Origin of the sequence: Sphingobium sp. LMC3-1-1.1 (genome assembly GCF_040676285.1) — a bacterium.
GTDB lineage: Bacteria > Pseudomonadota > Alphaproteobacteria > Sphingomonadales > Sphingomonadaceae > Sphingobium.
In genome coordinates, this window is record NZ_JBEGHQ010000012.1 from 540,596 (window position 1) to 563,220 (window position 22,625).

24 protein-coding genes are annotated in these 22,625 nt (G+C 62.4%); 15 read left to right on the plus strand and 9 right to left on the minus strand.

The window, feature by feature from the left end; all coding sequences use genetic code 11:
- The first annotated feature begins 121 nt into the window (after positions 1-121).
- A complete protein-coding gene (locus MRBLMC3_RS12680) occupies positions 122-1,279 on the plus strand; it encodes a helix-turn-helix transcriptional regulator (protein WP_363829269.1) in 1,158 nt (385 codons plus the stop codon).
- Between the two features lie 44 nt (positions 1,280-1,323).
- On the opposite strand, the gene MRBLMC3_RS12685 is transcribed toward MRBLMC3_RS12680, so the two are convergent.
- From MRBLMC3_RS12685 to MRBLMC3_RS12700, 4 genes are all read right to left on the minus strand, one after another.
- Complete coding sequence (locus MRBLMC3_RS12685; RefSeq protein ID WP_363829452.1) at positions 1,324-1,605, minus strand: SDR family oxidoreductase; 282 nt, start codon at positions 1,603-1,605, stop codon at positions 1,324-1,326.
- Between the two features lie 88 nt (positions 1,606-1,693).
- On the minus strand, positions 1,694-2,857 hold the full coding sequence (locus tag MRBLMC3_RS12690) for a sulfotransferase family protein (RefSeq protein ID WP_363829272.1): 1,164 nt from the start codon (positions 2,855-2,857) through the stop codon (positions 1,694-1,696).
- Between the two features lie 37 nt (positions 2,858-2,894).
- Positions 2,895-3,938, minus strand: coding sequence for a DUF1214 domain-containing protein (locus MRBLMC3_RS12695; RefSeq protein ID WP_363829274.1), 1,044 nt, complete (start codon positions 3,936-3,938; stop codon positions 2,895-2,897).
- A gap of 6 nt (positions 3,939-3,944) precedes the next feature.
- The gene (locus MRBLMC3_RS12700; RefSeq protein ID WP_363829277.1) at positions 3,945-4,091 is read right to left on the minus strand and encodes a hypothetical protein; all 147 of its coding nucleotides are present in this window, start codon (positions 4,089-4,091) and stop codon (positions 3,945-3,947) included.
- A 97-nt stretch (positions 4,092-4,188) separates the two neighbouring features.
- Between MRBLMC3_RS12700 and MRBLMC3_RS12705 the strand changes: the two genes are divergently transcribed.
- The 4 genes from MRBLMC3_RS12705 (at position 4,189) to MRBLMC3_RS12720 (ending at position 8,284) form a co-directional block, all read left to right on the plus strand.
- Positions 4,189-5,286, plus strand: a complete 1,098-nt coding sequence (locus MRBLMC3_RS12705; RefSeq protein WP_363829279.1) for a helix-turn-helix transcriptional regulator — start codon at positions 4,189-4,191, stop codon at positions 5,284-5,286.
- 96 nt (positions 5,287-5,382) lie between these two features.
- Positions 5,383-6,225 (plus strand): alpha/beta fold hydrolase, encoded by an 843-nt coding sequence (locus tag MRBLMC3_RS12710; RefSeq protein ID WP_363829281.1) that lies wholly within the window; start codon positions 5,383-5,385, stop codon positions 6,223-6,225.
- Between the two features lie 69 nt (positions 6,226-6,294).
- Positions 6,295-7,107, plus strand: coding sequence for a metal-dependent hydrolase (locus MRBLMC3_RS12715; RefSeq protein ID WP_363736536.1), 813 nt, complete (start codon positions 6,295-6,297; stop codon positions 7,105-7,107).
- Positions 7,100-8,284: an epoxide hydrolase family protein gene (locus MRBLMC3_RS12720; protein WP_363829284.1), complete on the plus strand. Its 1,185-nt coding sequence runs from the start codon at positions 7,100-7,102 to the stop codon at positions 8,282-8,284. The genes MRBLMC3_RS12715 and MRBLMC3_RS12720 overlap by 8 nt, the downstream gene beginning before the upstream one ends.
- Before the next feature lie 58 nt (positions 8,285-8,342).
- On the opposite strand, the gene MRBLMC3_RS12725 is transcribed toward MRBLMC3_RS12720, so the two are convergent.
- Together MRBLMC3_RS12725 and MRBLMC3_RS12730 are read right to left on the minus strand one after the other, a co-directional pair.
- Complete coding sequence (locus MRBLMC3_RS12725) at positions 8,343-9,245, minus strand: NADP-dependent oxidoreductase (protein ID WP_363752466.1); 903 nt, start codon at positions 9,243-9,245, stop codon at positions 8,343-8,345.
- 37 nt (positions 9,246-9,282) lie between these two features.
- Positions 9,283-10,383 (minus strand): Gfo/Idh/MocA family oxidoreductase, encoded by a 1,101-nt coding sequence (locus MRBLMC3_RS12730; protein WP_363752469.1) that lies wholly within the window; start codon positions 10,381-10,383, stop codon positions 9,283-9,285.
- 284 nt (positions 10,384-10,667) lie between these two features.
- Here MRBLMC3_RS12730 and MRBLMC3_RS12735 point away from each other — a divergent pair, with 284 nt between their 5' ends.
- The 4 genes from MRBLMC3_RS12735 to MRBLMC3_RS12750 are packed head-to-tail and all read left to right on the plus strand — an operon-like array spanning position 10,668 to position 15,067.
- A complete protein-coding gene (locus tag MRBLMC3_RS12735) occupies positions 10,668-12,161 on the plus strand; it encodes an FAD-linked oxidase C-terminal domain-containing protein (protein ID WP_363829286.1) in 1,494 nt (497 codons plus the stop codon).
- Between the two features lie 25 nt (positions 12,162-12,186).
- On the plus strand, positions 12,187-13,332 hold the full coding sequence (locus MRBLMC3_RS12740; protein ID WP_363829288.1) for an FAD-binding protein: 1,146 nt from the start codon (positions 12,187-12,189) through the stop codon (positions 13,330-13,332).
- Positions 13,333-14,670, plus strand: a complete 1,338-nt coding sequence (gene glcF / locus MRBLMC3_RS12745; protein ID WP_363829291.1) for a glycolate oxidase subunit GlcF — start codon at positions 13,333-13,335, stop codon at positions 14,668-14,670. It abuts the gene before it with no gap.
- A complete protein-coding gene (locus tag MRBLMC3_RS12750) occupies positions 14,639-15,067 on the plus strand; it encodes a GlcG/HbpS family heme-binding protein (RefSeq protein ID WP_363736548.1) in 429 nt (142 codons plus the stop codon). Before glcF ends, MRBLMC3_RS12750 begins: the two co-directional genes overlap by 32 nt.
- Positions 15,068-15,088: 21 nt before the next feature.
- Here the strand turns inward: MRBLMC3_RS12750 and copD are convergent, their stop codons facing one another.
- Together copD and copC are read right to left on the minus strand one after the other, a co-directional pair.
- Positions 15,089-15,952 carry a copper homeostasis membrane protein CopD gene (gene copD / locus MRBLMC3_RS12755; protein ID WP_363829294.1) on the minus strand — a complete coding sequence of 288 codons (864 nt, stop codon included), beginning with the start codon at positions 15,950-15,952 and terminating at the stop codon, positions 15,089-15,091.
- A gap of 6 nt (positions 15,953-15,958) precedes the next feature.
- The gene (copC, locus tag MRBLMC3_RS12760) at positions 15,959-16,333 is read right to left on the minus strand and encodes a copper homeostasis periplasmic binding protein CopC (RefSeq protein WP_363736552.1); all 375 of its coding nucleotides are present in this window, start codon (positions 16,331-16,333) and stop codon (positions 15,959-15,961) included.
- A gap of 286 nt (positions 16,334-16,619) precedes the next feature.
- Between copC and MRBLMC3_RS12765 the strand changes: the two genes are divergently transcribed.
- Positions 16,620-17,336 carry a copper resistance protein B gene (locus MRBLMC3_RS12765; protein ID WP_363829297.1) on the plus strand — a complete coding sequence of 239 codons (717 nt, stop codon included), beginning with the start codon at positions 16,620-16,622 and terminating at the stop codon, positions 17,334-17,336.
- A 55-nt stretch (positions 17,337-17,391) separates the two neighbouring features.
- On the opposite strand, the gene MRBLMC3_RS12770 is transcribed toward MRBLMC3_RS12765, so the two are convergent.
- Positions 17,392-17,886 (minus strand): Lrp/AsnC family transcriptional regulator, encoded by a 495-nt coding sequence (locus MRBLMC3_RS12770; RefSeq protein ID WP_363829300.1) that lies wholly within the window; start codon positions 17,884-17,886, stop codon positions 17,392-17,394.
- 206 nt (positions 17,887-18,092) lie between these two features.
- On the opposite strand from MRBLMC3_RS12770, the gene MRBLMC3_RS12775 reads away from it, so the two are divergent.
- The 5 genes from MRBLMC3_RS12775 to MRBLMC3_RS12795 all read left to right on the plus strand — a co-directional run bounded on the left by MRBLMC3_RS12775 (position 18,093) and on the right by MRBLMC3_RS12795 (position 22,387).
- The gene (locus tag MRBLMC3_RS12775; RefSeq protein ID WP_133651507.1) at positions 18,093-18,557 is read left to right on the plus strand and encodes an Lrp/AsnC family transcriptional regulator; all 465 of its coding nucleotides are present in this window, start codon (positions 18,093-18,095) and stop codon (positions 18,555-18,557) included.
- Between the two features lie 120 nt (positions 18,558-18,677).
- Positions 18,678-19,340 (plus strand): haloacid dehalogenase type II, encoded by a 663-nt coding sequence (locus MRBLMC3_RS12780; RefSeq protein WP_363829302.1) that lies wholly within the window; start codon positions 18,678-18,680, stop codon positions 19,338-19,340.
- Between the two features lie 122 nt (positions 19,341-19,462).
- Positions 19,463-19,942, plus strand: a complete 480-nt coding sequence (locus tag MRBLMC3_RS12785) for an Lrp/AsnC family transcriptional regulator (protein WP_363829305.1) — start codon at positions 19,463-19,465, stop codon at positions 19,940-19,942.
- A 76-nt stretch (positions 19,943-20,018) separates the two neighbouring features.
- Positions 20,019-21,068, plus strand: a complete 1,050-nt coding sequence (locus MRBLMC3_RS12790; RefSeq protein ID WP_363829307.1) for a phosphotransferase — start codon at positions 20,019-20,021, stop codon at positions 21,066-21,068.
- On the plus strand, positions 21,065-22,387 hold the full coding sequence (locus MRBLMC3_RS12795) for an aspartate aminotransferase family protein (protein ID WP_363829310.1): 1,323 nt from the start codon (positions 21,065-21,067) through the stop codon (positions 22,385-22,387). Before MRBLMC3_RS12790 ends, MRBLMC3_RS12795 begins: the two co-directional genes overlap by 4 nt.
- The last annotated feature ends 238 nt before the right edge of the window (positions 22,388-22,625 follow it).

Genomic DNA, 22,625 nt, shown 5'->3' on the forward strand with positions numbered 1-22,625 from the left:
CCGTACAAAAGGATGCCAAGCCATATTGACATAATTCTCCATTCATGTGCATTTAAATGCATGGCAAGATTCGGTGGGCCTGCCGAGGGCAACGCCGGTAAGCACGATAGGAGAGGCACGCATGGCGGTAGCCCAATTGAAATTTCCTGCTTCCCAAAGCAGCATTTCCTACGACGCCCTTATCTCAGCAATATATCGCAGCGTGGACGACGACGACGCCTGGCCTGAGGCGCTCGACATCCTTCGGGGCTATCTGGGGGCCAATGTGGCCTGCCTGCGCATCGCGCAGCAATCCAAGACCCATCGGCAATATCTTTTCGCCTCAGGACCTCATGCGACCGAAGACTCCATTCGCGAGTGGGAACAGATAAATTCCCGGGAACTGCTACCGCAGGATCTCAAGCCAGGCGAAACCACCGTCATCGACTGGCGCCTTGTCAGCAATGCCGTTCAATGCTCCAAATTGTTGCAGCGATATGATATCGCGGTGACAGCGACCGTATGCGTCGATGTGATCGATGATGCCCAATATACGCTCAATTGCAGCAGGGGTTTTGAAGATTCGGAATTCCGGTCCGCAGACCTGGACAGTTTCCGGCAGATTGCGGAGCATTTCCGTCGCGCCATGGCGCTTCGTCGCCAGAATATGCAAAGCAAGGTCGTCAGCCAGTTCCAGACAGAGGCGCTGGACAGCCTGGGCATTGCGGCCATTCTCATCAACCGCGCGGGCAGCCATGTCCTGCTGAATCAGACGGCTCAGGATGCGCTGGATGAAGGCGTCGGTCTGGAACTGACGGCGCGCGGGCTGCGGGCCGTGGACCGCACCGACGATGGCGCCTTCCAGCAGGCGCTCCGGGCGGCTTTGTGCGAGAAGGAGCCGGCCGGTTCGCGGGCGATGCTGATCAACAGCGGGGATGACGACCGTCGCCTGCATCTCGTCGTCAGTTCACGGCGGCACAGTTCCATGATTTCCGGCGAGACGGAGACATCCGCCTTGATCTTCCTGCGGGTCAAGGAAATAGTCGGCGAAGCGGACAAGAAATTGCTGCAGCAGCTTTTCTCCTTCACCGCGACGGAGGCCAATCTCGCGGTCGGGCTGGCCAAGGGTCTGTGCCTGAAGGACGTCGAATCCCAACTCAATATCCGTCACAACACGGCGCGTGCGCATCTGCGTTCGATGTTCGCCAAGGCGGACGTGTCGCGACAGGCGCAACTGGTGTCGCTGCTGGCCAACAGCCTGGTCCCGCTGGGGCGCATGAGTTCGACGCCGCTGCAATAGGAGATCACCCTGTCCGTTCCCGGACAGCCTGGAGCGCACTGCGTTTAATCCAACGCAGCGCGCTCCATCTTATTTGATGCCTGATGCTCGGCCTGATAGCTGTCATATTGCGTTCCGGGCGGCGCTGTCACGGTAAGGCATGATGCCGTATAGCCGCCCTCGACCGGCAATATCTGACCCGTCACATAGCTTGACTCATCGGAACGGAGCCAGACGGTCGCTGCCGCGATCTCATCCATCGTTCCGAACCTCTGCATCGGATGCGCCACATCGTCTTCGCGGCTGACGGTGGCCGTGCAGGCAATGGCCTGCCCCCTGCCCCGCAGATCGTGTCAACGACCTCCTCGATCTTTCCGGCGGTGCGGCCCACCACCACTCTGGTTCCAAGTTCCGCAAATATGTCCGTAAATGGTCTCAGCGTTCGAGCGGCACTGAGAAAGCCCGCAAATAGTCCCCGGTCATCCGGTCTATGTCGTCGAGCGTCAGGCCGGCGCTTTCCAGGGTGTAGGCGTGATGGCTGCGGCCCGCCCTGATGCGCCTGTCTTCCTCCAGCCAATGCCGCATCACCTGCCGTCGGCCGTCGTCGGTCGCGATGCCGAAATGGCGGTAGATGCTATCGACGGTCGCCATGGGGTCGGCCTGCAGGTCCACGAACTGGATATCGATGAACCGATCGGCCATGCCAGGGCGCTTGCGGAAGGCCAGCGCATCAACCCAGGTTCCATCATAATCCTGGATCACCGCGGCCGAGCCGGGAGGTTGATCGCCATGCTTCGAATGCAGGATGGAGGTCAGGCTGCCCATGGAAGGATAGATTTTCGCCGTATCGCGGTGGCAATGCACGAACAGCGCGTCGGGAAAGACATCGATGATCTCCTGCAGGAAGCGCACGTGGATCGGCGTCTTGAGGATCCACCGGCGACGCGGCTCGCCATATTGCAGATATTGGAGCAGGGCGCGCTGTTCCCGATAAAGCGGCGCGAAATCCCGGGAGAAGACATGGCGCTCGAAATTCGGAATATGCGCGCGCGCTGCATAGTTGACCGATTGCAGAAACATTTCCCACATGAACGGACATTCTTCCGCCCGATCGGCATCGCTGGGGTGCACGCCCTGCCAGTCATCATCCATCAGCCCGTTGAACTGCGCGCTTTCCCGCGCCCGTTGCAGTCGCAACGCCCAATGCATGGGATCGGGATCCTTCGGCCCGGGCGACAGCATTTCGAACATGCGCGGCGCACGGTTGTCAGGATCAGAACCCAACAGATTGTGCAGGAATGTCGTCCCTGACCGGGGAAGACCGAGGATGAAGACCGGGCTGTCGATCGGCTCGTCCCCAACCCCCTTCAATCTTTTGCGGTCGTCCAGGTAGACGAGCCGCGAGCACAGATTTTCATGTATTTGCCGATAGATGCGACGAGCACCCAGTTCATGGAGACGGGCCGTCGTATTCAGGTCATCAACCAATATGGTCAGTGGCTCCAGCGGGTTTCCCGTAAATGGCGCATCCCAGTCCGATCGTCCGGTTTCCAGTTCTGCGCCATGCATCAGCGCGCGCGCATCCGCTATCCTGTTCAAATTCCGTCTCCTTCCTTGCGCCTGCCGCGGATCGGCTTCAAAGCCCGTAAAGCCGCTTGACGCCGCTCCTGCGCGCTTCGATCGTTGCTTCCCGTTCCGCCGGCGAGATCCTTCGGCCATCGGGATGCAAATGGTCGTGCAGGTCAGCCAGGGCGACTTTCGTCACCGTCGACCGCGGCACGAAATCGGCATGGACCCAGCGCCATGCGGCGATGCCGCGCCTGTTGCCGGCGCTGTCCAGCCAATTGGGAACGCCCGGATCGGACAGGGAAAGGACGAAACGCGCCTTGCCGTCCGGATCGACATCCGCCTGCATCATGTTGAGCGACGACTGGTGATTCATGTAATCGAGCGTGTGCTGGCAAAGATCCGCGAGCTGGATCGCCCAGAAACGGGCTCTGCGCGGGATCTCGACCTCAATGACCAATGCTTCCCCGTCGTCGATGTCGAAGACCATGAAATGGTAGCCGGCATGCTGGATACCGCCCAGATTCTGTTCGCGCCCCTCCCAGAACTGGTTAAAGCCGACGTCATCGACAATATCTTGCGTCCGCTGGACCCAGTGCCTGGCGGAAGCAATGACGAAATTGCGCGCCTTGCCGATACGCCGGTAAAGATCGGCTTCGTCTATGAAGCCGATATCCTTCGGATCCCGGTCGATCGTTTCTATGGTCACTTCGCAGGGCTGGTCGCGGGCCCAGTCGCAAATGGCATCGCGCACCACGATCATGTAATTGTGATGGTTCGCATCCAGCGGAATCCAGTTGCCGTCATGATGCTCGGCCGACAGGATGATCTCGAAGCGGCCATCATCCGCTATTTCGAAATCATCAAGATCCCAGGCGCCGGCCTGCACATAGTCAGGATCACCCCAGAATTCCGACATCAGGTGAAACTCGTTCCAGGGGGAACTGCCGCGGCGGCCCGTGATCCTGTAGCTGCGCGCGCCGTCGACAAATGCATGACGATAGTGAAAGTCGGGGCAGCACAGTCCCCAGCTATAGGCAACCGGATGATGAAAGGGATGCCTGTCGAAAAAGGGAAAGTTGTGTCGGGGCGAGATGGCGATGTTGAAGGCCACATGGGCTCACGACGTCACCTGCATCAACGCCCTGCTTCGTTCCTGCCGATCGCGAACCCAGGGGGAGTTCATCCAGATATCCCTGGCCATGTTCTGCCCGGCAAGATAATCGGCCCAGATCTGGTCATGACCCTGTTCCAGTTCCGCAGCCATGCGACTCTCCTCATTTGCTGTTTGCGCGGAAGATAGGCATGGCTTGGCGGTACCGAACCTACCAAATGGGACTCTCGCAGTGCTGGACGTGACGCAAATGAGCGAGCTGCTCATCGCTCTGCATGGGGGACCGTTCGAAACGCCTCCATGGGATCGGTTTCTGCATCGGCTGAGGGATGTCTGCCATGCCAATTATGCCGGTATTCTGTTCCGACCGATGGACCGGCCGCCCAACAGCCCCCTGGAACTGTTCGCCGGTCCAGCCGCCCTGCCCGACATCCCCCGCATGTATGAGGAGGGATTCTACAGGCTAGACCCCTATCTCAACGGCAATCTGGAGGAAGGGGAAGTCTACGGACTGGACCGATTGATCGACAACGGAAATCCCGGTCACAGGCGTTATGTCGACGAACTGCTCATCCCGCGGGGCTTGCGCCATATGTTGGGCGTGCGTGTCCGTGAACCGAGCGGCATTGGCGCGTGGTTCTATCTTGGCCGGGACGAATTGCCATTTTCCCCCGACCATTCGGTCATTCTGAAGCAGGTGGCCGCGCATTTCCGCATTTCGCTCCAGACGTATGTGACGATGGAAAATCAGCGCGTGCATGCGGCGATTTCCGACAATGCCATCAGCCGTCTGAATTTCGGCTGGATCAGCCTGGACGCCACCGGCACCATTGTGGAGGCAAGCCATCAGGCGCGTCATATGCTGCGTCGCAACGGACCGCTCACTGTCTCTCCTTCGGGGAGGCTGACGGCTTCGGGCAGGGATCTCAACATGCGCCTCTCCACTGCAGTGAGCGACATCGCGCAGCGCCGCGCAACCCAGCCGCGGGCGCTCAGCATCAGCAACGATCCATGGCTCTCCCTCCTGCTCATCCCCATCGCCAATCCCGTCGCATCGACGGGACGAACCGCCGTGATGACCGCATTCCTGCAGGACGATGAAAATTCCATGGTCGACCGGCATGAACAGATCGCGGAACTGTTCGGCCTGCTCCCCAGCGAAGCGCGCCTTGCCGTCGCAATCTGTCGCGGCGCATCCATTGCGGAGGCCGCCGCGCAGATGGGCATTTCGGAAGCGACCGCTCGCAACTATTCCAAGCGGATCTATGCCAAGATGGGTGCCCGGGGGCAGGCGGACGTGGTCCGGTTCGTGCTGACCAGCGTTCTCGCCCTTGCGATGAGCCAATAGCGGGCGAATAAATTTCCGATCTAGTCCCCTCCGCCGTGGCGGGCCGGGACGCTCTGGTCCACCCCTCGCGAATCAGTTCGCGAAAGGAGAAGCAGAATGCCGGAAACCCAGATGACGATACCCTTTGGCGAAGGCCAGATCGCCTATCATGACATGGGTGACGGCGCGCCTCTGCTGATGTTGCACGGGTCGGGGCCCGGCGTGACGGGGTGGCGCAATTTTTCCGGCAACGCTCCGATCTTCGCAGAGCGGTTCCGGTGCATCGTTCCTGACCTTCCGGGATATGGCGAGAGTTCCGGCATCGCCGGCGATCCCTTTGCCGGCACCGTCGACGCGGTGATCCACCTGATGGACAGCCTGAAGATCGAACGCGCGAGCCTGGTCGGTAACTCCTTCGGCGGATTGATCTCGGCGCGGCTGGCGGCCGCCCATCCCGATCGCGTCACGCGGCTGGTGACGATCGGCGGCGTGGGCGTGCCGATCTTCAATCCTTTCCCCTATGAGGGGGTCGAACGGCTCGCGGAATTCGTGGCCAACCCGACGCGGGAGCAGATCATTCTCTGGCTCCGCTCGATGGTGTTCGACCAGTCGATCCTGACCGAGGAGCTGATCGATGCGCGATTCAGTACCGCAACGCAGCCCCAGGCGCTGGAAACCAACCGGAAAATCTACTCCCGCGCCGGCCTTGCCGCCATCGCGCAGGCGATGGCCGGACCCGACGCCGTCCAGAGCTTCGCCTACCTCCCCAAGATCCAGGCGCCCACCTTGCTGACATGGGGTCGTGACGACCGGGTCACGCCATTGGACGGGGCGCTTCTCCCCCTCCGCCTCATTCCCAATGCGGAACTGCACATTTTCCCCAAATGCGGCCACTGGGCGATGATCGAGCAGAAAGCCGCGTTCGAAAGCGCGGTCATGGCGTTCCTGACCCGCGAATAGTCCGGACGGCCGGGGGCGGTTGCCGGAAAACTGCTATGTTGGAAGGATGGAGCCGGAGGTTTGTTCGTCATGCGCGTTCGCAAGCCAGATGTGGATTTTTCCCAAACCTCCGCGCGATGGGCGCCCCATGGCGAATTCGCGCAGCAGATGAACGCCTCGTCGCTCTGGATTCCCCATCTCGAGCGTTTTCTGAACCGCGTCATGTCCCAGGCGAATGCGAAGCTCGACGCTTCCAAGCCCGGGCATGCGCGGCTCAAGGCGGACATTCGCACCTTCATCCGCCAGGAAGGCAATCACACTGCGCTCCATGCCGCGTTCAACGCGATATTGCCGCGCGGGGGATATGATATCGCCCATTTCGAACGCCATTTCGAAGCGGAGTTCAAACGGCTGCTGGCTACGAAGTCCTTCAAATTCCTGTGCGCCTATTGCGAAGGCTTCGAGACGCTCGGCCCGCCCATGGCTCTCGTCTGGCTCGATGAGATAGAGGATTTGATCGGCAATGCGGATCAGAATGTCGTGACATTGTGGAAGTGGCACCTGATGGAGGAATATGAGCATCGTACCGTCTGCCACGACGTCGCGCGCATGTTCGGCGTCGGCTATTTCCAGCGTATCCATGGCTTCTTCTTCCAGCTGAAGCACCTGCAGGGCATGTCGAGGATGGTGAAGGACTATCTCTTCACCCAGGATTCACTCGCCATGACGCCCGAGCAGATCGCCGAAATGCATAAACGATCCAAAGCCGTTGGCCGAAAGGTGATGAAACTGGCACTGCCCCGCATTCTCAAGGCGTTGCTGCCTTTCCACGATCCACGCAAGGACCCTGAGCCAAGGGCCTATCGTTCCTACATGGCGAAGATCGAGACTGCCCTTGTCTGATGCTTTTGAAGGGCAGGCTGAAACTGCCGCCGAACTCTGCCTGAAGGCGGGCCGTCCGTTCCGGATCGCGGTCGCCGACGACGTGCTGGCCGATCTTGCGGACCGGCTGGCACGGACCCGCTTGCCACGCGTCGAAGCCGGCGCTGGCTGGCGGCACGGGATGCCGCTGGAAGCGGCGGCAAAGCTGCTGGACCATTGGCGCAAGGGTTTCGACTGGCGGGCGCACGAGCAACGCCTCAACCGCTTTGCCCAGCGCATGGTCAACGTCGACGGGCAGGACATTCATGTCGTGGTGGAGCCGGGTTCCGGCCCCGACCCGCTGCCATTGGTGCTGCTCAATGGCTGGCCCAGTTCCTTCGTCGAATTTGACGGGGTGATCGACCGGCTGGCGCATCCGGAACGACATGGCGGGGCGGTTGAGGACGCCTTTACCGTGATCATCCCGTCCATGCCGGGTTATGGCTTTTCCCCGCCGCCCGCCAGCCCGATATCGGCCGCACAGATCAGCGCGCTGTGGGACAAGCTGTGCGGCCAGCTACAACTGGATCATTATGTCATTTTCGGGTCCGATTGGGGCAGTCTGGCGGGACGGCATCTCGCGGAGCTTGCGCCCGAAGGGTTGCGGGCGCTCCTGTTCTCGACGTCAGGCGGATTTATCGCGCCCGATCCTGCTGGCCCCGGCCCTAGCCCGGAGGAAGCCCAGTGGCTCGAGCGCGCTTTGGCGCCCGATCCCGAATATGCCTATCAGGCGATCCAGGGCCATAAAGCCGATGCGATGGCGATGGCGATGAGCGACTCGCCGATGGGTCTGGCAAGCTGGATCATCGACAAGTTCAGGTCCTGGAGCACGCCCGCCGCCGATGGTGGCCCGCCTTTCCCGTTCGATGATCTGCTCGTGAACATCATGATATACTGGATCAACGGACCGTCGGCGCCGATGTGGCTTTACGGGTTCCTGCATGAAAGCGTCATCCCGCCGGGAACGCGGATCAGCGTTCCGGCGGGTTTCATGCTGTTTGCCGACGACCTGATTCCACCCGTCCCGCGCAGCATGCTTGAGCGTGTCTATGATGTGCGTCACTATGCGGTTCATCCCCATGGCGGGCACTTTCCGGCACAGGATGCGGCGGATCTGTTCGTTGCAGAACTGACCGGCTTCTTCAGGGCATTCAGATAGGCCGAACCGGCTCACCGGCCGGCGTCCCCGCACGAGGGCCGCCGGCTCGGTTCAAGGATCAGGGCATCAGGATCACCCTGCCGCGCACGCCGCCGTCCTCGACAAGGCGGTGCGCTTCCGCTGCGTGAGCGAGAGCCAATGTCCGTGAAACGGGCATCTTCATTTCCCCCGTGGCGATCGCATTGACGATCCGGGCGAGCCGCTCCCCATCGCCATGATAGCCGAAGATCTTCGGCTCAGCAGGCAATCCTTCGCCTTCGATCGGCGTCGTGGCCACGGTGATGATCTTGCCGCCGGGCTTGAGGTTGCGGCAAAGGCGGCCGACTGCGGCTCCGCCCACTGTGTCCGCGACATGATCGAAGCGCAGATCGTCAGGCAGCGGATCGTCAAAACCAACCACCTCCTCAAAGCCCAACGCCCTTGCCTCATCGGCATAGGCGTCACGGACAGCAACGATGACCCGGCATCCCAGCCCCTTGGCCGCCCAGGCGGCGAAGCGGCCCACGCCGCCGGTCGCGCCGGTGACCAGCACAGTCTGGCCACCGAGCGGGGCCACCCCCTCCTCCACCATCTCGACTCCCGTCAAAGCAGGGCAAGGCAGGGCAGCGGCCTGCGCGTCGTCGACATTGTCCGGAATGACCGCGCAATGCGCCGCGTCGGCGACGGCATATTCGGCATAGGCGCCATTGACGGTCGCGAACACGCGGTCCCCGACGCGCAGCGCCGTCACGCCATCCCCCACGGCCGACACGGTGCCCGCCACGTCATAGCCGGGCACATGCGGCAGGGGCAGCGGATAATAGCGCAGGCTGAAGCCGTTGCGCCACTTATAGTCGGCCGGGTTCACCCCGATCGCCGTCACCCGTATCTGGACCTGCCCGGCCGCCGCCTTGGGTGGGTCGAGCTCGACGAGCTTGAGCACTTCCGGCGGACCATGCTCTTCAAATTGTACAGCCTTCACGTCACTCTCCTTAAAACAGTGGAAATTCCATCGCTGGTCAGGCCAGCTCGATCCAGCGCCCTTCCTTGCGCGATCGCTCGACCGCGTCGATGACCCTGACATGCGCCAGCCCGTCGTCGAACGTGGCTATAGCAGGGTTCCTGTAAGCGGGGTCCGCAATCCAGGATTTGAATGCCGACGTCAGGCCGACCATCTCCACGAAGCCGTAATCGCTGCTGTGGGTCTGCACATAGGGCGTATCCTCCATGGTCGGAAGCGCTTCCTGCGGCGCGCTCACCTCCGGGCCTCCGCCGCGAAGCTCCTGCAGCAGATCGTCCGGCGCCGCCACCTGCTGCACGCCGTCCGCACTGCTCATCGCCACATCATAGGTCCAGCCGATCGACACGCCGGCGTCGGCGCCGGTGATGCGCGTCGTCGCGAACGGATCCCACGTCCTGCACGTCCCGGTCATCGCGCCCTGGACGCCATTGTCCAGAAGGAAGGCGAAGGCATAGCTGTCATCGGACGTCATGCCCCGGTCCGATCCGGGATGCACCGTACCCGCGACCGCCGCGAATTCGCCGACCATATAGCGGATCAGGTCGATGCCATGCGCATTGTAATTGCGCAGCCAGCCGCCCCCGCCCTCATGCGTCATCCACCAGTCCGGCAGTTCCAGCGAGCGGGGCGCGCAGAGCGTATGATCGAACTGCGCGACGACGTGGATGGGGGCGCCCAGCGCGCCATCCTTTACCAGCCGCCGCGCCAGGGCATTTTGCCGGAACCAGCGGAATTCATGGCTGATCATGTTGGCGACCCCGGCCTCCGAGGCGGCGTCCCGCATTTCTTGCGCATGGCCGATATCAAGCGCGAACGCCTTTTCGCAAATGACATGCTTGCCCGCCGCCAGGGCGCGCATCGTGAAATCATGGTGGGTCTGGGGCGGCGTCGCGATCACGACGGCATCGACGTCGCTGTCGAGCGCAGCCTCATAGGAGGTCAGCGCATGGGGGATACCGAAATGGGACGCACGATACGCCGTCTTCTCCGCATCCCTTCCGACGAGCGTGGTCACGGTGAAGCCGGCAGCGCGCAGAGCGCGAATGTGCAAGGTGCAGCCGATGTTGGTGCCGACAACGGCAACTTTCAGGTCTTTCATGGACTTTTCTCTCCCGATGCGATTGCCGGTCAGCGAAAGAGGCTGGAGGCCATGCGGCATGGGCGGACCCGATACCCTCGCCGAACCCGGCGCGGCATCGTTCGATGGCCCCGGTCTGAGAGGGGGAGACCATATCCCGGCGTCATGGAACCCGGCATTTCGATGATAGCACCTTCCTTAGTTGCCAAAGCATCCTGTGGCACAGCTTCACACGGCGGCATCGTCCATTTGCATGTCGAAACAGCAATGGCGCATCCTCTAACGCTCGATTAGAAGGATTTGCGATGTCGCTCAAAATGCCCGCCCCGGACCAACATGTGATCGCCAGACGGGCGGAGATCGCGGCGGCGCTTCGCGCGATCGTCCCCGGCGAGGGCGTGATCGAAGACCCGGACGGGTTGCGCCCCTATGAATCGGACGGGCTGACCGCCTATCGCCAGCCGCCCCTGCTCGTCGTCCTTCCCGAAACGACGCAGCAGGTGTCCCGGATACTCGCCTGGTGCCATGCCGAGGGGGTGAAGGTGGTGCCGCGCGGATCGGGCACGTCGCTCTCGGGGGGCGCGCTGCCGCTGGCCGACGCCGTCCTGCTTGGCCTTGGCAAGTTCAAGCGCGTAATCGACATCGACTATGAGGACCGCATCGCCATCGTGCAGCCGGGCGTGACCAATCTCGCCATCACCCAGGCCGTGGAGGATCGCGGCTTTTATTACGCGCCCGACCCCTCCAGCCAGATCGCCTGCTCGATCGGCGGCAATGTCGCGGAAAATTCGGGTGGCGTGCACTGCCTGAAATATGGGCTGACCACCAACAACGTCCTGGGCGTCGAACTGGTGCTGATGGATGGCGAGATCGTCCGGCTGGGCGGCCGGCAACTGGATCCGGCGGGCCTTGATCTGCTGGGCGTCGTCGTGGGGTCCGAGGGCCTTCTGGGTGTCGTTACCGAAGTGACGGTGCGGATCCTTCCCAAGCCCCAGACCGCGCGCGCGCTTCTGATCGGCTTTTCGACCGTCGAAGGCGCGGGACAGTGCGTGGCCGACGTGATTGCCGAGGGCATTATTCCCGCCGGGATGGAGATGATGGACAAGCCCGCCATCCACGCCGCCGAAGCCTTCGTGCAGGTCGGATATCCGCTCGACGTCGAAGCCTTGCTGATCGTCGAACTGGACGGCCCGGCCGCCGAATGCGACCACCTGATCGGCGAGGTGGAGCGCATCGCCAATGAAAATGGCGCGGTGTCTTGCCGGATTTCACAGGACGAAGGCGAGCGCATGGCCTTCTGGGCCGGACGCAAGGCGGCCTTTCCCGCCGTGGGCCGTCTCGCGCCCGATTATTATTGCATGGACGGGACCATACCGCGCCGTCGGTTGCCGGAGGTGCTGCAACGCATGCGCGTGCTGTCCAAACATTATGGGCTTGGCGTCGCCAATGTATTCCACGCCGGCGACGGCAATCTGCACCCGCTCATCCTCTACGACGCCAACAAGGAGGGAGAGCTGGACCGGGCCGAAGCGTTCGGCAACGACATATTGCGGCTGTGCGTGGAGGTGGGCGGCGTGCTGACCGGCGAGCATGGCGTGGGCGTCGAAAAGCGAGACCTGATGCCCGAAATGTATTCGGAAATCGACCTTGCCCACCAGCAACGGGTCAAATGCGCCTTCGATCCTGATCTGCTGCTCAACCCCGGCAAGGTATTTCCGACATTGCATCGCTGCGCGGAACTCGGCCGCATGCATGTGCATCATGGCCAGCTTCCTTTCCCCGACCTGCCGCGCTTCTGATAGGGTTTCGATGAGCAACAACCTCATGCCTCGGTCCGAGGCCGATCTGTGCGACGCGATTGCCCAGGCAATAGGCGACGGGGAAAGGCTGGCGATCACCGGCGGCGCGACCAAGTCCGACATTGGCCGGCATGTCGAAAATGCCCGCTGCCTGGACATGCGCGGTTTTTCCGGCATCGTGGACTATGATCCCGCGGAGCTGGTCCTTACCGTCGGGGCAGGCACTCCGCTCTCCGAGGTGGAGGCGCTGGTCGCCAGCCGCGAACAGAAACTGCCCTTCGCTCCTTTCGATTACGGGCCAGTCTTTGGCCGGCCCGCAGGCGCCAGCACCATCGGGGGCGTCGTCGCCGCCGGCATTGCGGGATCGCAACGCGTGTCCCAGGGCAGCGCCCGCGACCATCTGCTTGGCTTCCGCGCAGTTTCCGGCCGGGGAGAAACATTCATCGCCGGGGCGAAGGTGGTCAAGAATGTGACCGGCTACGACCTTTCCAAGCTGGTCAGTGGCAGTTGGGGGCGTCTTGTCGCCTTGACCGAAGTGACGCTGAAAGTGTTGCCGCGGCCCCGCCTTTCCGTGACGAAAGCCATGGAAGGCCTCGCCGACGCCGATGCCATACGCCTGATGTCACGCGCGCTCGGCTCGCAGGCCGATGTCTCGGCCGCGGCGCATATTCCGGGGCAGGTCCAGGGCGGCGCGTCGCTCACCTTGTTGAAGGTCGAGGGATTCGGGCCTTCCGTGACGGCACGGTGCGCCATGCTGGACGCGCTCTTTTCCGACGTCGGGGATCTGCGGCAGCTGGAGGGCGATGTCGCGGATCATCTCTGGTCCGAACTCAGGACACTGAGGCCGCTGGCGGGCGATGCTCCCCTTTGGCGGATCAACGTGGCGCCACGCGAAGGAGCAGCCATCGTCGCGGCGATCGAGCCGCTGGGCGCGAAATGGATGCTGGACTGGGGCGGCGGCCTGATCTGGGCAGCCGTGGATGGCGATCCGGCCATCATCCGCGATGCGGCGGCGCGCGTGGGCGGCCATGCCATGCTGGTGCGCGGCTCAACGGATTTGCGCGATCGGATCGCCGCCTTCCATCCCGCCGCGCCAGCCGTCGCGGCGCTTGAAACGCGGGTGCGCCGCGCTTTCGATCCCAATGGCGTGTTCGAAACAGGGCGGTTCTAGATGCAGACCAATTTTTCCGAAGCGGCGCTGGCCGACCCGGCAATGCAGGCATCCGAAGCGGTCATCCGCAAATGCGTGCATTGCGGCTTCTGCACCGCCACCTGTCCGACCTACGTCCTGCTGGGCGACGAACTGGATAGTCCGCGCGGACGCATCTACCTGATGAAGGACATGCTGGAGAAGCAGGCGCAACCGACGCAGGAAATCGTCAAGCATATCGACCGCTGCCTCTCCTGCCTTTCCTGCATGACCACCTGCCCGTCGGGCGTGAATTACATGCACCTGGTGGATCATGCCCGCGCCTATATCCATGACCGGTACAAGCGGCCGTTTCAGGATCGGTTGTTCCGCGCGCTGCTCGCGTGGACATTGCCCCATCCTGCACGGTTCCGTCTTGCCCTGCGGCTGGCGAGGCTGGCACGGCCTGTCGCGCCCCTGTTCGACAAATGGCCGGCCCTGCGCCCGCTCGCCGCGATGCTGAAACTGGCGCCCGCCCGGATTGCCGCGAAAATTCCCGATCCGCAGCGTCTCTCTGCCACCCGGCGGGGCCGCGTTGCGCTGTTGCAGGGATGCGCGGAACCCGTGCTTCGACCCGAATTTCGCGCCGCCGCCATCCGTGTGCTGGATCGCGCCGGCTTCGACATCGCTGTTCCAGAGGGTGAGGGCTGCTGCGGCGCGCTCGTCCACCATATGGGGCGGGAAGAGGCAAGCCTGTCCGCCGCCAGGCGCAATGTCGATGCCTGGATGCGCGAAATGGACGGCGCCGGTCTCGACGCGATCCTCATCACGGCTTCGGGATGCGGCACGACGATCAAGGACTATGGCTTCATGCTGCGGAACGACCCCGCCTATGCCGAAAAGGCGCAGCGCGTGTCGGCCATTGCCAAGGATATTTCCGAATTCCTGGCCACGGTGGACATGCCGGCAGCAAACGGACATGGCCTCGTCGTCGCCTATCACGCCGCCTGTTCCCTTCAACATGGCCAGAAGGTGACGGAAGCACCCAAGCAGCTTCTAACCCGTGCGGGCTTTACCGTCCGCAGTCCGGCCGAAGCGCATCTATGCTGCGGATCGGCGGGCACCTATAATATCCTTCAGCCCGACATCGCCGGCCAACTCGGCCAGCGGAAGGCCGCCAATCTCGACCGGCTCGAGGCGGACGTCATCGCGACCGGCAACATCGGTTGCGCCATGCAGATCGGCCAACGGGCGGCGACCCCCATCGCGCACACGATAGAACTTCTCGATTGGGCAAGCGGAGGGCCGGCCCCTTCGTCCCTCAAACATCTGGAAAAAGGATATTCCCATGACCCGCATCACGCTCGACCAGGCCAATAGGATCATCGCGGCCGCCTTCGCCCATGCCGCAGAAGCCAAATACAAGCCGCTTGCCGCAGTCGTCGTCGACGCCGGGGGCCATGTCATAGCCTATCAACGGCAGGACGGAGCCTCGACAGGGCGCTTCCAGATCGCGCTCGGCAAGGTCAGCGGTGCGCTGATGCTGGGTCTTTCATCCCGCAAGATCGCGGACATGGCGGCGGAACGTCCGACCTTCATCGCCTCGCTGGGTCCGATCGCAGCGGGCGGCCTGATTCCCGCGGCCGGCGGCGTCATCGTCGTCGACGCGGATAACCAGCCGATCGGCGGCGTCGGCATTTCCGGTGATCTTTCCGACAATGATGAAAAGGCCGTCCTCGCAGGCATCATGGCCGCAGGTCTCTCGCCACAGGCCTAGGCACGGAAAGGCGATCGCGCTTCACCCCAGAGGGTCGAGCGTTCCAAGCCAGGCCACCAGGCCGATGATGGCGAGGGCGGCGATCGTCTCGACCGTCAGGGACAGCCGCAGATGCCTTGTCGCCTGCTGCGGTGTTCCGCGTTCCAGCGCTGGCGTCAACCGCCAGCGGTTGAGCGCCGCCAGAGCCAGCATCAGGCCAAACAGCGTCAGTTTCATGCCCAGCAGCAAGCCGTACCGGCTGCTCCTTAGCGCAGGCAGATCGGACAACCCCACGATCATGGCGGCGTTGACCGCGCCGCTGATCACCAGGGTGACGACCAGCAGCGTACCCATGACGGAAAAATGTGCCAGCATCCTGGCGACGCGTCGCGCTTCCGTGCGGGTGGGATTCACCGTCAGCAGGGCGTGAAGCAATACCGCCAGCGCAGCGATCCAGCCTGCCGCGGCCCAGATGTGCGCGACATCCGCCACGCGGTGGATCGTGCCCGCCAGCCCTTCGGTCGCGCCCGCATGACCCGTCCAGGCCAGCGTCGCAGCGGCAATGGCAGCCGGCAGGAGTGTCGGGCGGATCGAGCCGATGCCGGCAAGCAGGAGCGCCAGCAGCAGTGCGGCGGCCCGGACCGCCAGCACGGGGCCGATGGGCGTCATTGTCAGCAATATCCGTGCCGTCGCCCAATCCGGCGACGTGATCGGTGCGCCCGTCATCGATGCCGCGCTGGCCATCAACCAGAGCACGGACAGCGCCGCCCCGGCGATGGCGAGAATGATCAGCGTCGCGCTTCGGCCCGCCATGCCCATGACCCACCAGAAGAGCGGCAGGCCCATGAGCAGGGCAAGGTCGAGCATCAGCGCAAAGCGCGCGGCGATGAGCGCCCCCTCGGTCATGGCAGCTTATTTGACCGTGAAGCTGTAGCCGCCTTCCATCTTGTGCTGGTCGGCGCCGACGATATGCCATTTGAGATTATAGGTGCCGGCGGGCAGAGCGCGGGGCAAGGCGAGAGTCATTGTCTTGCCCTCGACGCTGGTCTTGAAGCCCTTGATCGGCATCGGCGCATGATTGGCCATGCCCGGCATCCCCGTCATGGTCAGTTCAGCGCCGCTCATCGGCGCCAGGAAGGTCTCCGAAAAGGTGAGGGTCAGCTTGTTGATCTTCGTCACGGTCGCATCGGCGGCCGGGCTGGACGAGACCAACTTGCTGTGCGCGGCGGCAACGCCGGGCAACGCCATCGCAAAGGCAGCGGCGAAGGTCAGGAATGCGCGGGTCATGGCTTTGTCTCCATCGGGGTGATGACGGCAATTACGCACCAGCCCACGTCATCCCTTACTCCGCGCGCATATTTTTTCCATGCGGGCCGATCGACATGCGGGAACGCCCGTCCCTCGTCGGCGCCCGCTTCGGCCGCCAGCTAATAATGAAAATCAGTTCGGCATAAGCTGCTGCGCGTACGCTGCAATTTGTCATCAACCGTTCGGGTCGATGGGCGCTTTGCGTCAACGCGGCGGGCACGGCCGCTTACTCTCCCCCAATCAAACGGAAAATGGACCAGGGTAGATGCTGCGTTTCGCCTGCATGGGCTTGTCATTGTCATGCGCAGCGCTGACGGCATCCCCGGCTGCGGCCCAGGATGGAGATGCCGCCGGCACATGGGCGCTGAGCGGCGGCTTCGACCTGCTCGAACTGCGCGGGGCCAAGGGAGATGACCTGTTCTTCTGGGACGGCACCTTTTCCTATGGCGATACCAGGGACCAGTTCATGCTGGTGACGAATGGCGGGGGCGCGCTGCGCGGGCAGATCGACGAGGTGCAGATGCGACTCTTTTACGGCCGCAGCTTTGGCAATACGACGATGTTGCTGGGCGTTCGCAAGGATTTCAGACCCCATCCGCGCGACACCCATGCGGCGATCGGCGCGCAGGGCACGGTCGGCACCCGCCTCAACTGGGAGGGCTATGCCTTTCTGTCCGACGACGGCGATCTGACCGGGGAAACGCAGATCATCTATCAATTGCCGCTTTCCCGCCACTTCTATCTGGAGCCACGGATCGCGATCGGCTGGTCGGCGCAGGCAATAGGCAAGGAGTCGGTAAAGCCGGGTCTTACCGAAGGGGAAGGGTCTTTGCGCTTGCGCTATCGCCTGACGCAGAAGGCGACCTTCTACACCGCGATCGTTCACGAACGCCTGCTCGGGAGCACGCGCCGCCTGGCTCGCTCCGGGGGAGAGAGCGTCGGCTCCACAATGGCGGTGATCGGTTTCGGCTTCAACCTCTGACCCGACAACTTAGGGGCGCACCCAAAACTGCGGCGCGAAAGACATGAGGTAAACGTCACTCCTGCCGATGACGGAAAAGGCTGTCGATGGGATAGACGTCGCGCATGATCGGCGAATCAAGCACCATATAGCTGAAATATTTTTCGATCCCCGCATCGCTCTCCAGCAGGGAATCAAAGATCCGTTGATAATGGACGACGCTGCGCGCGACGACCTTCAGGAAATAATCATAGCCGCCGCTGACATGATGACATTCGACAATTTCGCATATCTCCCGCGCCCGCGAGAGGAAACGGTCGAAGTCGGCAATCCGGTGATCCGCAAGCGTCACTTCCGTGAACACCGTCAGATAATCGCCGAGCTTTTCCAGCGCGACGCGCGCGCCGTAGGATTTGATGTAGCCCGCATCTTCAAGGCGCTTGAGACGGCTGAGGCAAGGACTGGCCGACAAGCCGATCGCGTCGGCCAGGCCCACATTGGTGACGCGGCCATGGTCCTGGAGATAGGATAATATCTTGAAATCAAGCCGGTCGAGCTTTTCCACTTTCATCCCCCTGGGACAGCGTGCATCGCGCCATGCTATAAGCTTTGCCGCAGCATAATCTGTCGGGAAGCATCATCGAAACACCGGATTGATATTTTCATCGCCCACCCAAAGGAGGAATTATTCCGCCGGCGCTTCTATCCTGACGAAATGCCTTGTCGGCTCACGGGCGCCGTGGACGACCGCCCGGCTCAATGGGATCAACCAGTGCAATGAAGCTCGATCGGATTGACCTTAAGATCCTGCGCAGGCTCCAGGCCGATGGTCGCATCAGCAATGTCGAATTGGCCGATGCGGTAGGCCTGTCCGCCAGTCCCTGCCTGGCAAGGGTCAAGAAGCTGGAGGCGGCCGGCATCATCTGCGGCTATGAAACACAGTTCGACTTGGCGAAACTGGGCAATTTCGTCACCGCCTATGTTCAGGTCGTCCTCAAGAATCACCGCCGGGCGGAGGCCCAGAAGTTTGAAAAGGCCGTGCTGCGCATTCGCGAAGTCGTCGAATTCCACATGGTCAACGGCAAGTTCGATTATCTCATGAAGATCGTTGCCGTCGGCTATGACGGGCCTGCCCGTATCCTGGAGCAGATGTGGCAGGCCGATCTGGGCATTCAGAGCTATTCGGTGTTCATCGTTTCGGCAACGCCCATCCGGAACCAATCGCTGCCCATCGACGACTGATCTTCTGCCGCTGCATCGAAAATCGGAAGTTACTGCTTCCGAAAATCGGGTCGACAGCGGAAATTTCCGTTTCGATCCCCTTACCCTCGGGACATTCAACGACAGCAAAGGCGCAAGGTCATGTTCAGACCCAAATTCATCAGTTTCGACTGCTACGGCACGATGATCAACTTCATCATGGGGCCGACGGCGCGCGCGCTTTTCTCCGACCGGGTCGAGCCGTCGAAGATGGACGATTTCATCGACTCGTTTCGCGCTTTTCGCCTGGATGAAGTCTTGGGCGCATGGAAGCCCTTTTTCGACGTGGTCGGAAATTCGATAGAACGCGCCTGCCGCAAGCATGGAGTGTCGTTCCACCCGCGCGATATCCAGGCGCTGTACGACGCAGTCCCCACCTGGCAGCCCCATCCGGACGTACCGGGGCCGCTGGCGAGGATTGCCGAGCATTATCCCCTCGTGATCCTGTCCAACAGCATGGTCGATCTGATCCCGCACAGCGCGCGCAACATCGGCATTCCCTTCCACTCCGTGCTGACCGCCGAGGAGGCGGGGGCCTACAAGCCGCTGATGCGCCCGTTCGAATATATGCTGGACCGGCTGGGTTGCGCGCCCGAAGACATGATGCATGTATCGTCAAGCCCGCGCTACGACCTGATGACCGCGCATGACCTGGGCTTTGGCGCGAAGATATTGGTCGATCGCGGGCATGAGCCGCCGACCGATCATTTTGGCATCACCCGCATCCGCGACTTCAACGACCTCCCCGGTCTGCTCGGGCTCTAGGGATCCCTGATGATCAGGCGCGACCGCCGCTCCAACGGATCCGTTCCGCGGACAGCATGGGCCAGGGCGGCCGCCTTGCTTGCCAGGAACAAAGTGGAGATGCTGTTCCCGTGAAAAGGCCCATGAAACTGGATGGCACCGATCTGCGGATCATGTCCGTTCTGGAAAGAAACGGGCGCATCACCAATTCGCTGCTGGCGGAAATGGTGGGACTGTCGCCAAGTCCATGCCTGACGCGGGTCGATCGACTGGAACGGGCGGGCTATATCACGGGCTATGGAGCGCGCATCAACCTGGCGGCGGTGGGAGAGCTGGTCACGGTTTTCGCCGAGATCACGCTCCACGACCGACGCATGGCCACGGTTTCACGGTTCGAGCAGAAGCTGAAAACCATCGATGAACTCTGCGAATGCGCGCGGGTCAGCGGGGATTGCGATTATATATTGAAGCTCCTGACCCGATCGGTTTCCCATTATTGCGAAACGATCATGAGGATCGTTGAGGAAAGCGGGCTGGTCGATCGCTATTTCAGCTATTTCGTCGTCCGCAGTTTCGATCCCGGCGATCGCGGATTTCTGGATCTTGTCCAGACACCCGACTGACCCAGCCCCGACCATGCTTCCGCAGGATGGACACATGGACTGCGCCGTTCCACGCTGAATAACCATAGGCTAGAATATGCTGATCGATCCTACGCTCACGACCCGACCGCCACAGCTTGGCGCGCAACATGCCGAGGCGCTGGTACGGACCCATTATGGCAGGATATTGGAAGCGCATGAACTGGGCGGGGAGCGCGACCGCAATTTCAGAATGGTCGCGCCGGACGGCAGCCAGTTCCTTCTCAAAATCTCCAATCCCGCCGAAGCGGTCGACATCGTCCATCTTCAGAACGCCGTTCTCAATCATCTGAGGGACCGGGCGCCCTCGCTGCCGGTGCCGCGCCTCGTCGCCTCGGTCGAGGGGACGTATGAAACCCCGATCCTGCTGGATGACGGCCGCCCTTCCATCCTGCGGATGCTCACCTTCCTGCCGGGTACGCCGCTTGTCCAATCGCCCCGCTCCACCAGCCAGCGCCAGGCGCTGGGCCGGTGCCTGGCCGGGCTGAACCAGGCGCTCCATGACTTCTCGCACCCGGCAGCTCACCATGACCTGCTGTGGAATGTCGCGGCGGCGCATCGGCTGAGCGGCATGATCGACAGCATCATGGACGCGCAGCGGCGCAGGCAGGTCCGGCAGTTCATGGACCATTATGAGGCGATCACCCTGCATGCCCTGCCCCCGCTGCGCGCGCAGGTCATTCACAACGACTTCAATCTGGGCAATGTGCTGGTCCAGCCCGACAGAACCGACGAGGTCGCCGCGATCATCGATTTTGGCGATGTCATCCACAGCCCGCTGGTGAGCGAGATCGCGACCGCCGCCGCCTATCAGCTTGCGGACGGAGCCGATCCGCTGCTGAGCGCTGCCGAGATGATCGGCGCCTATCATGAACTGCTGCCGCTGCGGCCGGCCGAAAAGGCGGTCCTGCTGGATCTGGTCATGGCCCGCCTGGTCATCACCGTCCTGATCACCGAATGGCGGGCGGAGCGCTACCCGGAAAACCGCGCCTATATCCTGCGCAACAATGGCCTCGCATGGGCGGGCCTGGAGCATATCGCCCGGCTTTCCCGCGAAGAGGCGAACAGCCGGTTGCTGCAATTCTGCCTGTCAGGAGACGATCAATGACATTTGTGGACACATCATCCGTCAACGCCTTCATCCCCGGCCAGGTCGAGCTGGACGCGCGCGAAGCGCGTTTGATCGAACAGCGCGACCGGCTGCTGGGCCCGGCCTATCGCCTGATGTACCAGAAACCCCTCCACTTCGTCCGGGGTGAGGGCGTGTGGCTCTATGACGCGGACGGCAGGGCCTATCTCGACACCTATAATAATGTCGTATCGCTGGGCCATTGCCATCCCGATGTCGTGGAGGCGATCACCAGGCAGGTCGCAACGCTTTGCACCAACACGCGCTACCTGCACGAGACCATATTGGAACTGGCCGACGGCCTGCTTTCGACGGTGGCAGGCGACCTGTCGCACATGATGCTGACAGGCTCCGGCAGCGAAGCGAACGACCTGGCCTATCGCATCGCGCAGGTCCGCACCGGCGGCACCGGCGTCGTCATCACGGAGACCGCCTATCACGGCATCACCGATGCCGTGTCGAAATTCTCTCCGACCCTGGGCGAAGGCGTTTCGCTGGGCGCGCATGTTCGAACGGTTCCCGCACCCGCCGCCTATCGCAGCGGGCCGAATGTCGCCGACCGCTTCACCCGCGACGTGGAAAGGGCGATCGCCGACATGAAGCGCCACGGCATCCGCCCCGCCATGCTGATCGTCGATTCCATCTTCACCAGCGACGGCATCCTGCCGGAGGAGCCAGGCTTCCTGAAGGGCGCGGTGGAGGCGATCCGCAGGGCCGGCGGCATCTTCGTCGCTGATGAGGTGCAACCAGGCTTCGGACGGACGGGCAGCCATATGTGGGGCTTCCAACGCCACGGCGTCGATCCCGACATCGTCACATTGGGCAAGCCGATGGGCAATGGACAACCGATCGCCGGACTTCTCACCCGACATGATGTGGTGGAGGAGTTTGGCAAGAAGTCCCGTTATTTCAATACATTTGCTGGCAACGCCGTGTCGTGCGCGGCCGCCGCGGCAGTGCTGATGGTCATCAGGCGCGACCGGATCATGGACAATGCGCGGGATGTCGGCGCCTATCTGCTGAGCAAGGTCGACGCGCTGCGGGCGCGTCACGATTGCCTGGGCAATGTGCGCGGGGCCGGCCTGTTCGTCGCGGCCGACATTGTCACCGACCGGGAAACCCAGGCCAGCGATCGCGACCGCACCACCAGGGTCGTGAATGCGATGCGGGACAATGGCGTGCTCATCAGCGCATGCGGCGCAGATCATAACATCCTGAAGATCCGGCCACCGTTGATCTTCAGCCGCGAGAATGTCGACCTGTTCGTCGACGTGCTCGACAAGGCGCTGGAAGCCTGATCTGATCGGCACGGTCGGCGCTTTCCCTGCATGACGACTTTGGCGGGCGGCTGGATACAAGACTCCGCCGCCCTGCTTGCATGGCACAGGCCGGGTCCCTGCGGTTCCACCGCGAGTCCCGGGGCGGCAGATTCTTCCACAGCGGCGACAAGATGTGGCATCAAGCGCCGCAACAGGCGCAAACTCAATGTCCTTCACTTGGCTGTCGCGTCATGATGATGCCGTGGAGATCGAACCC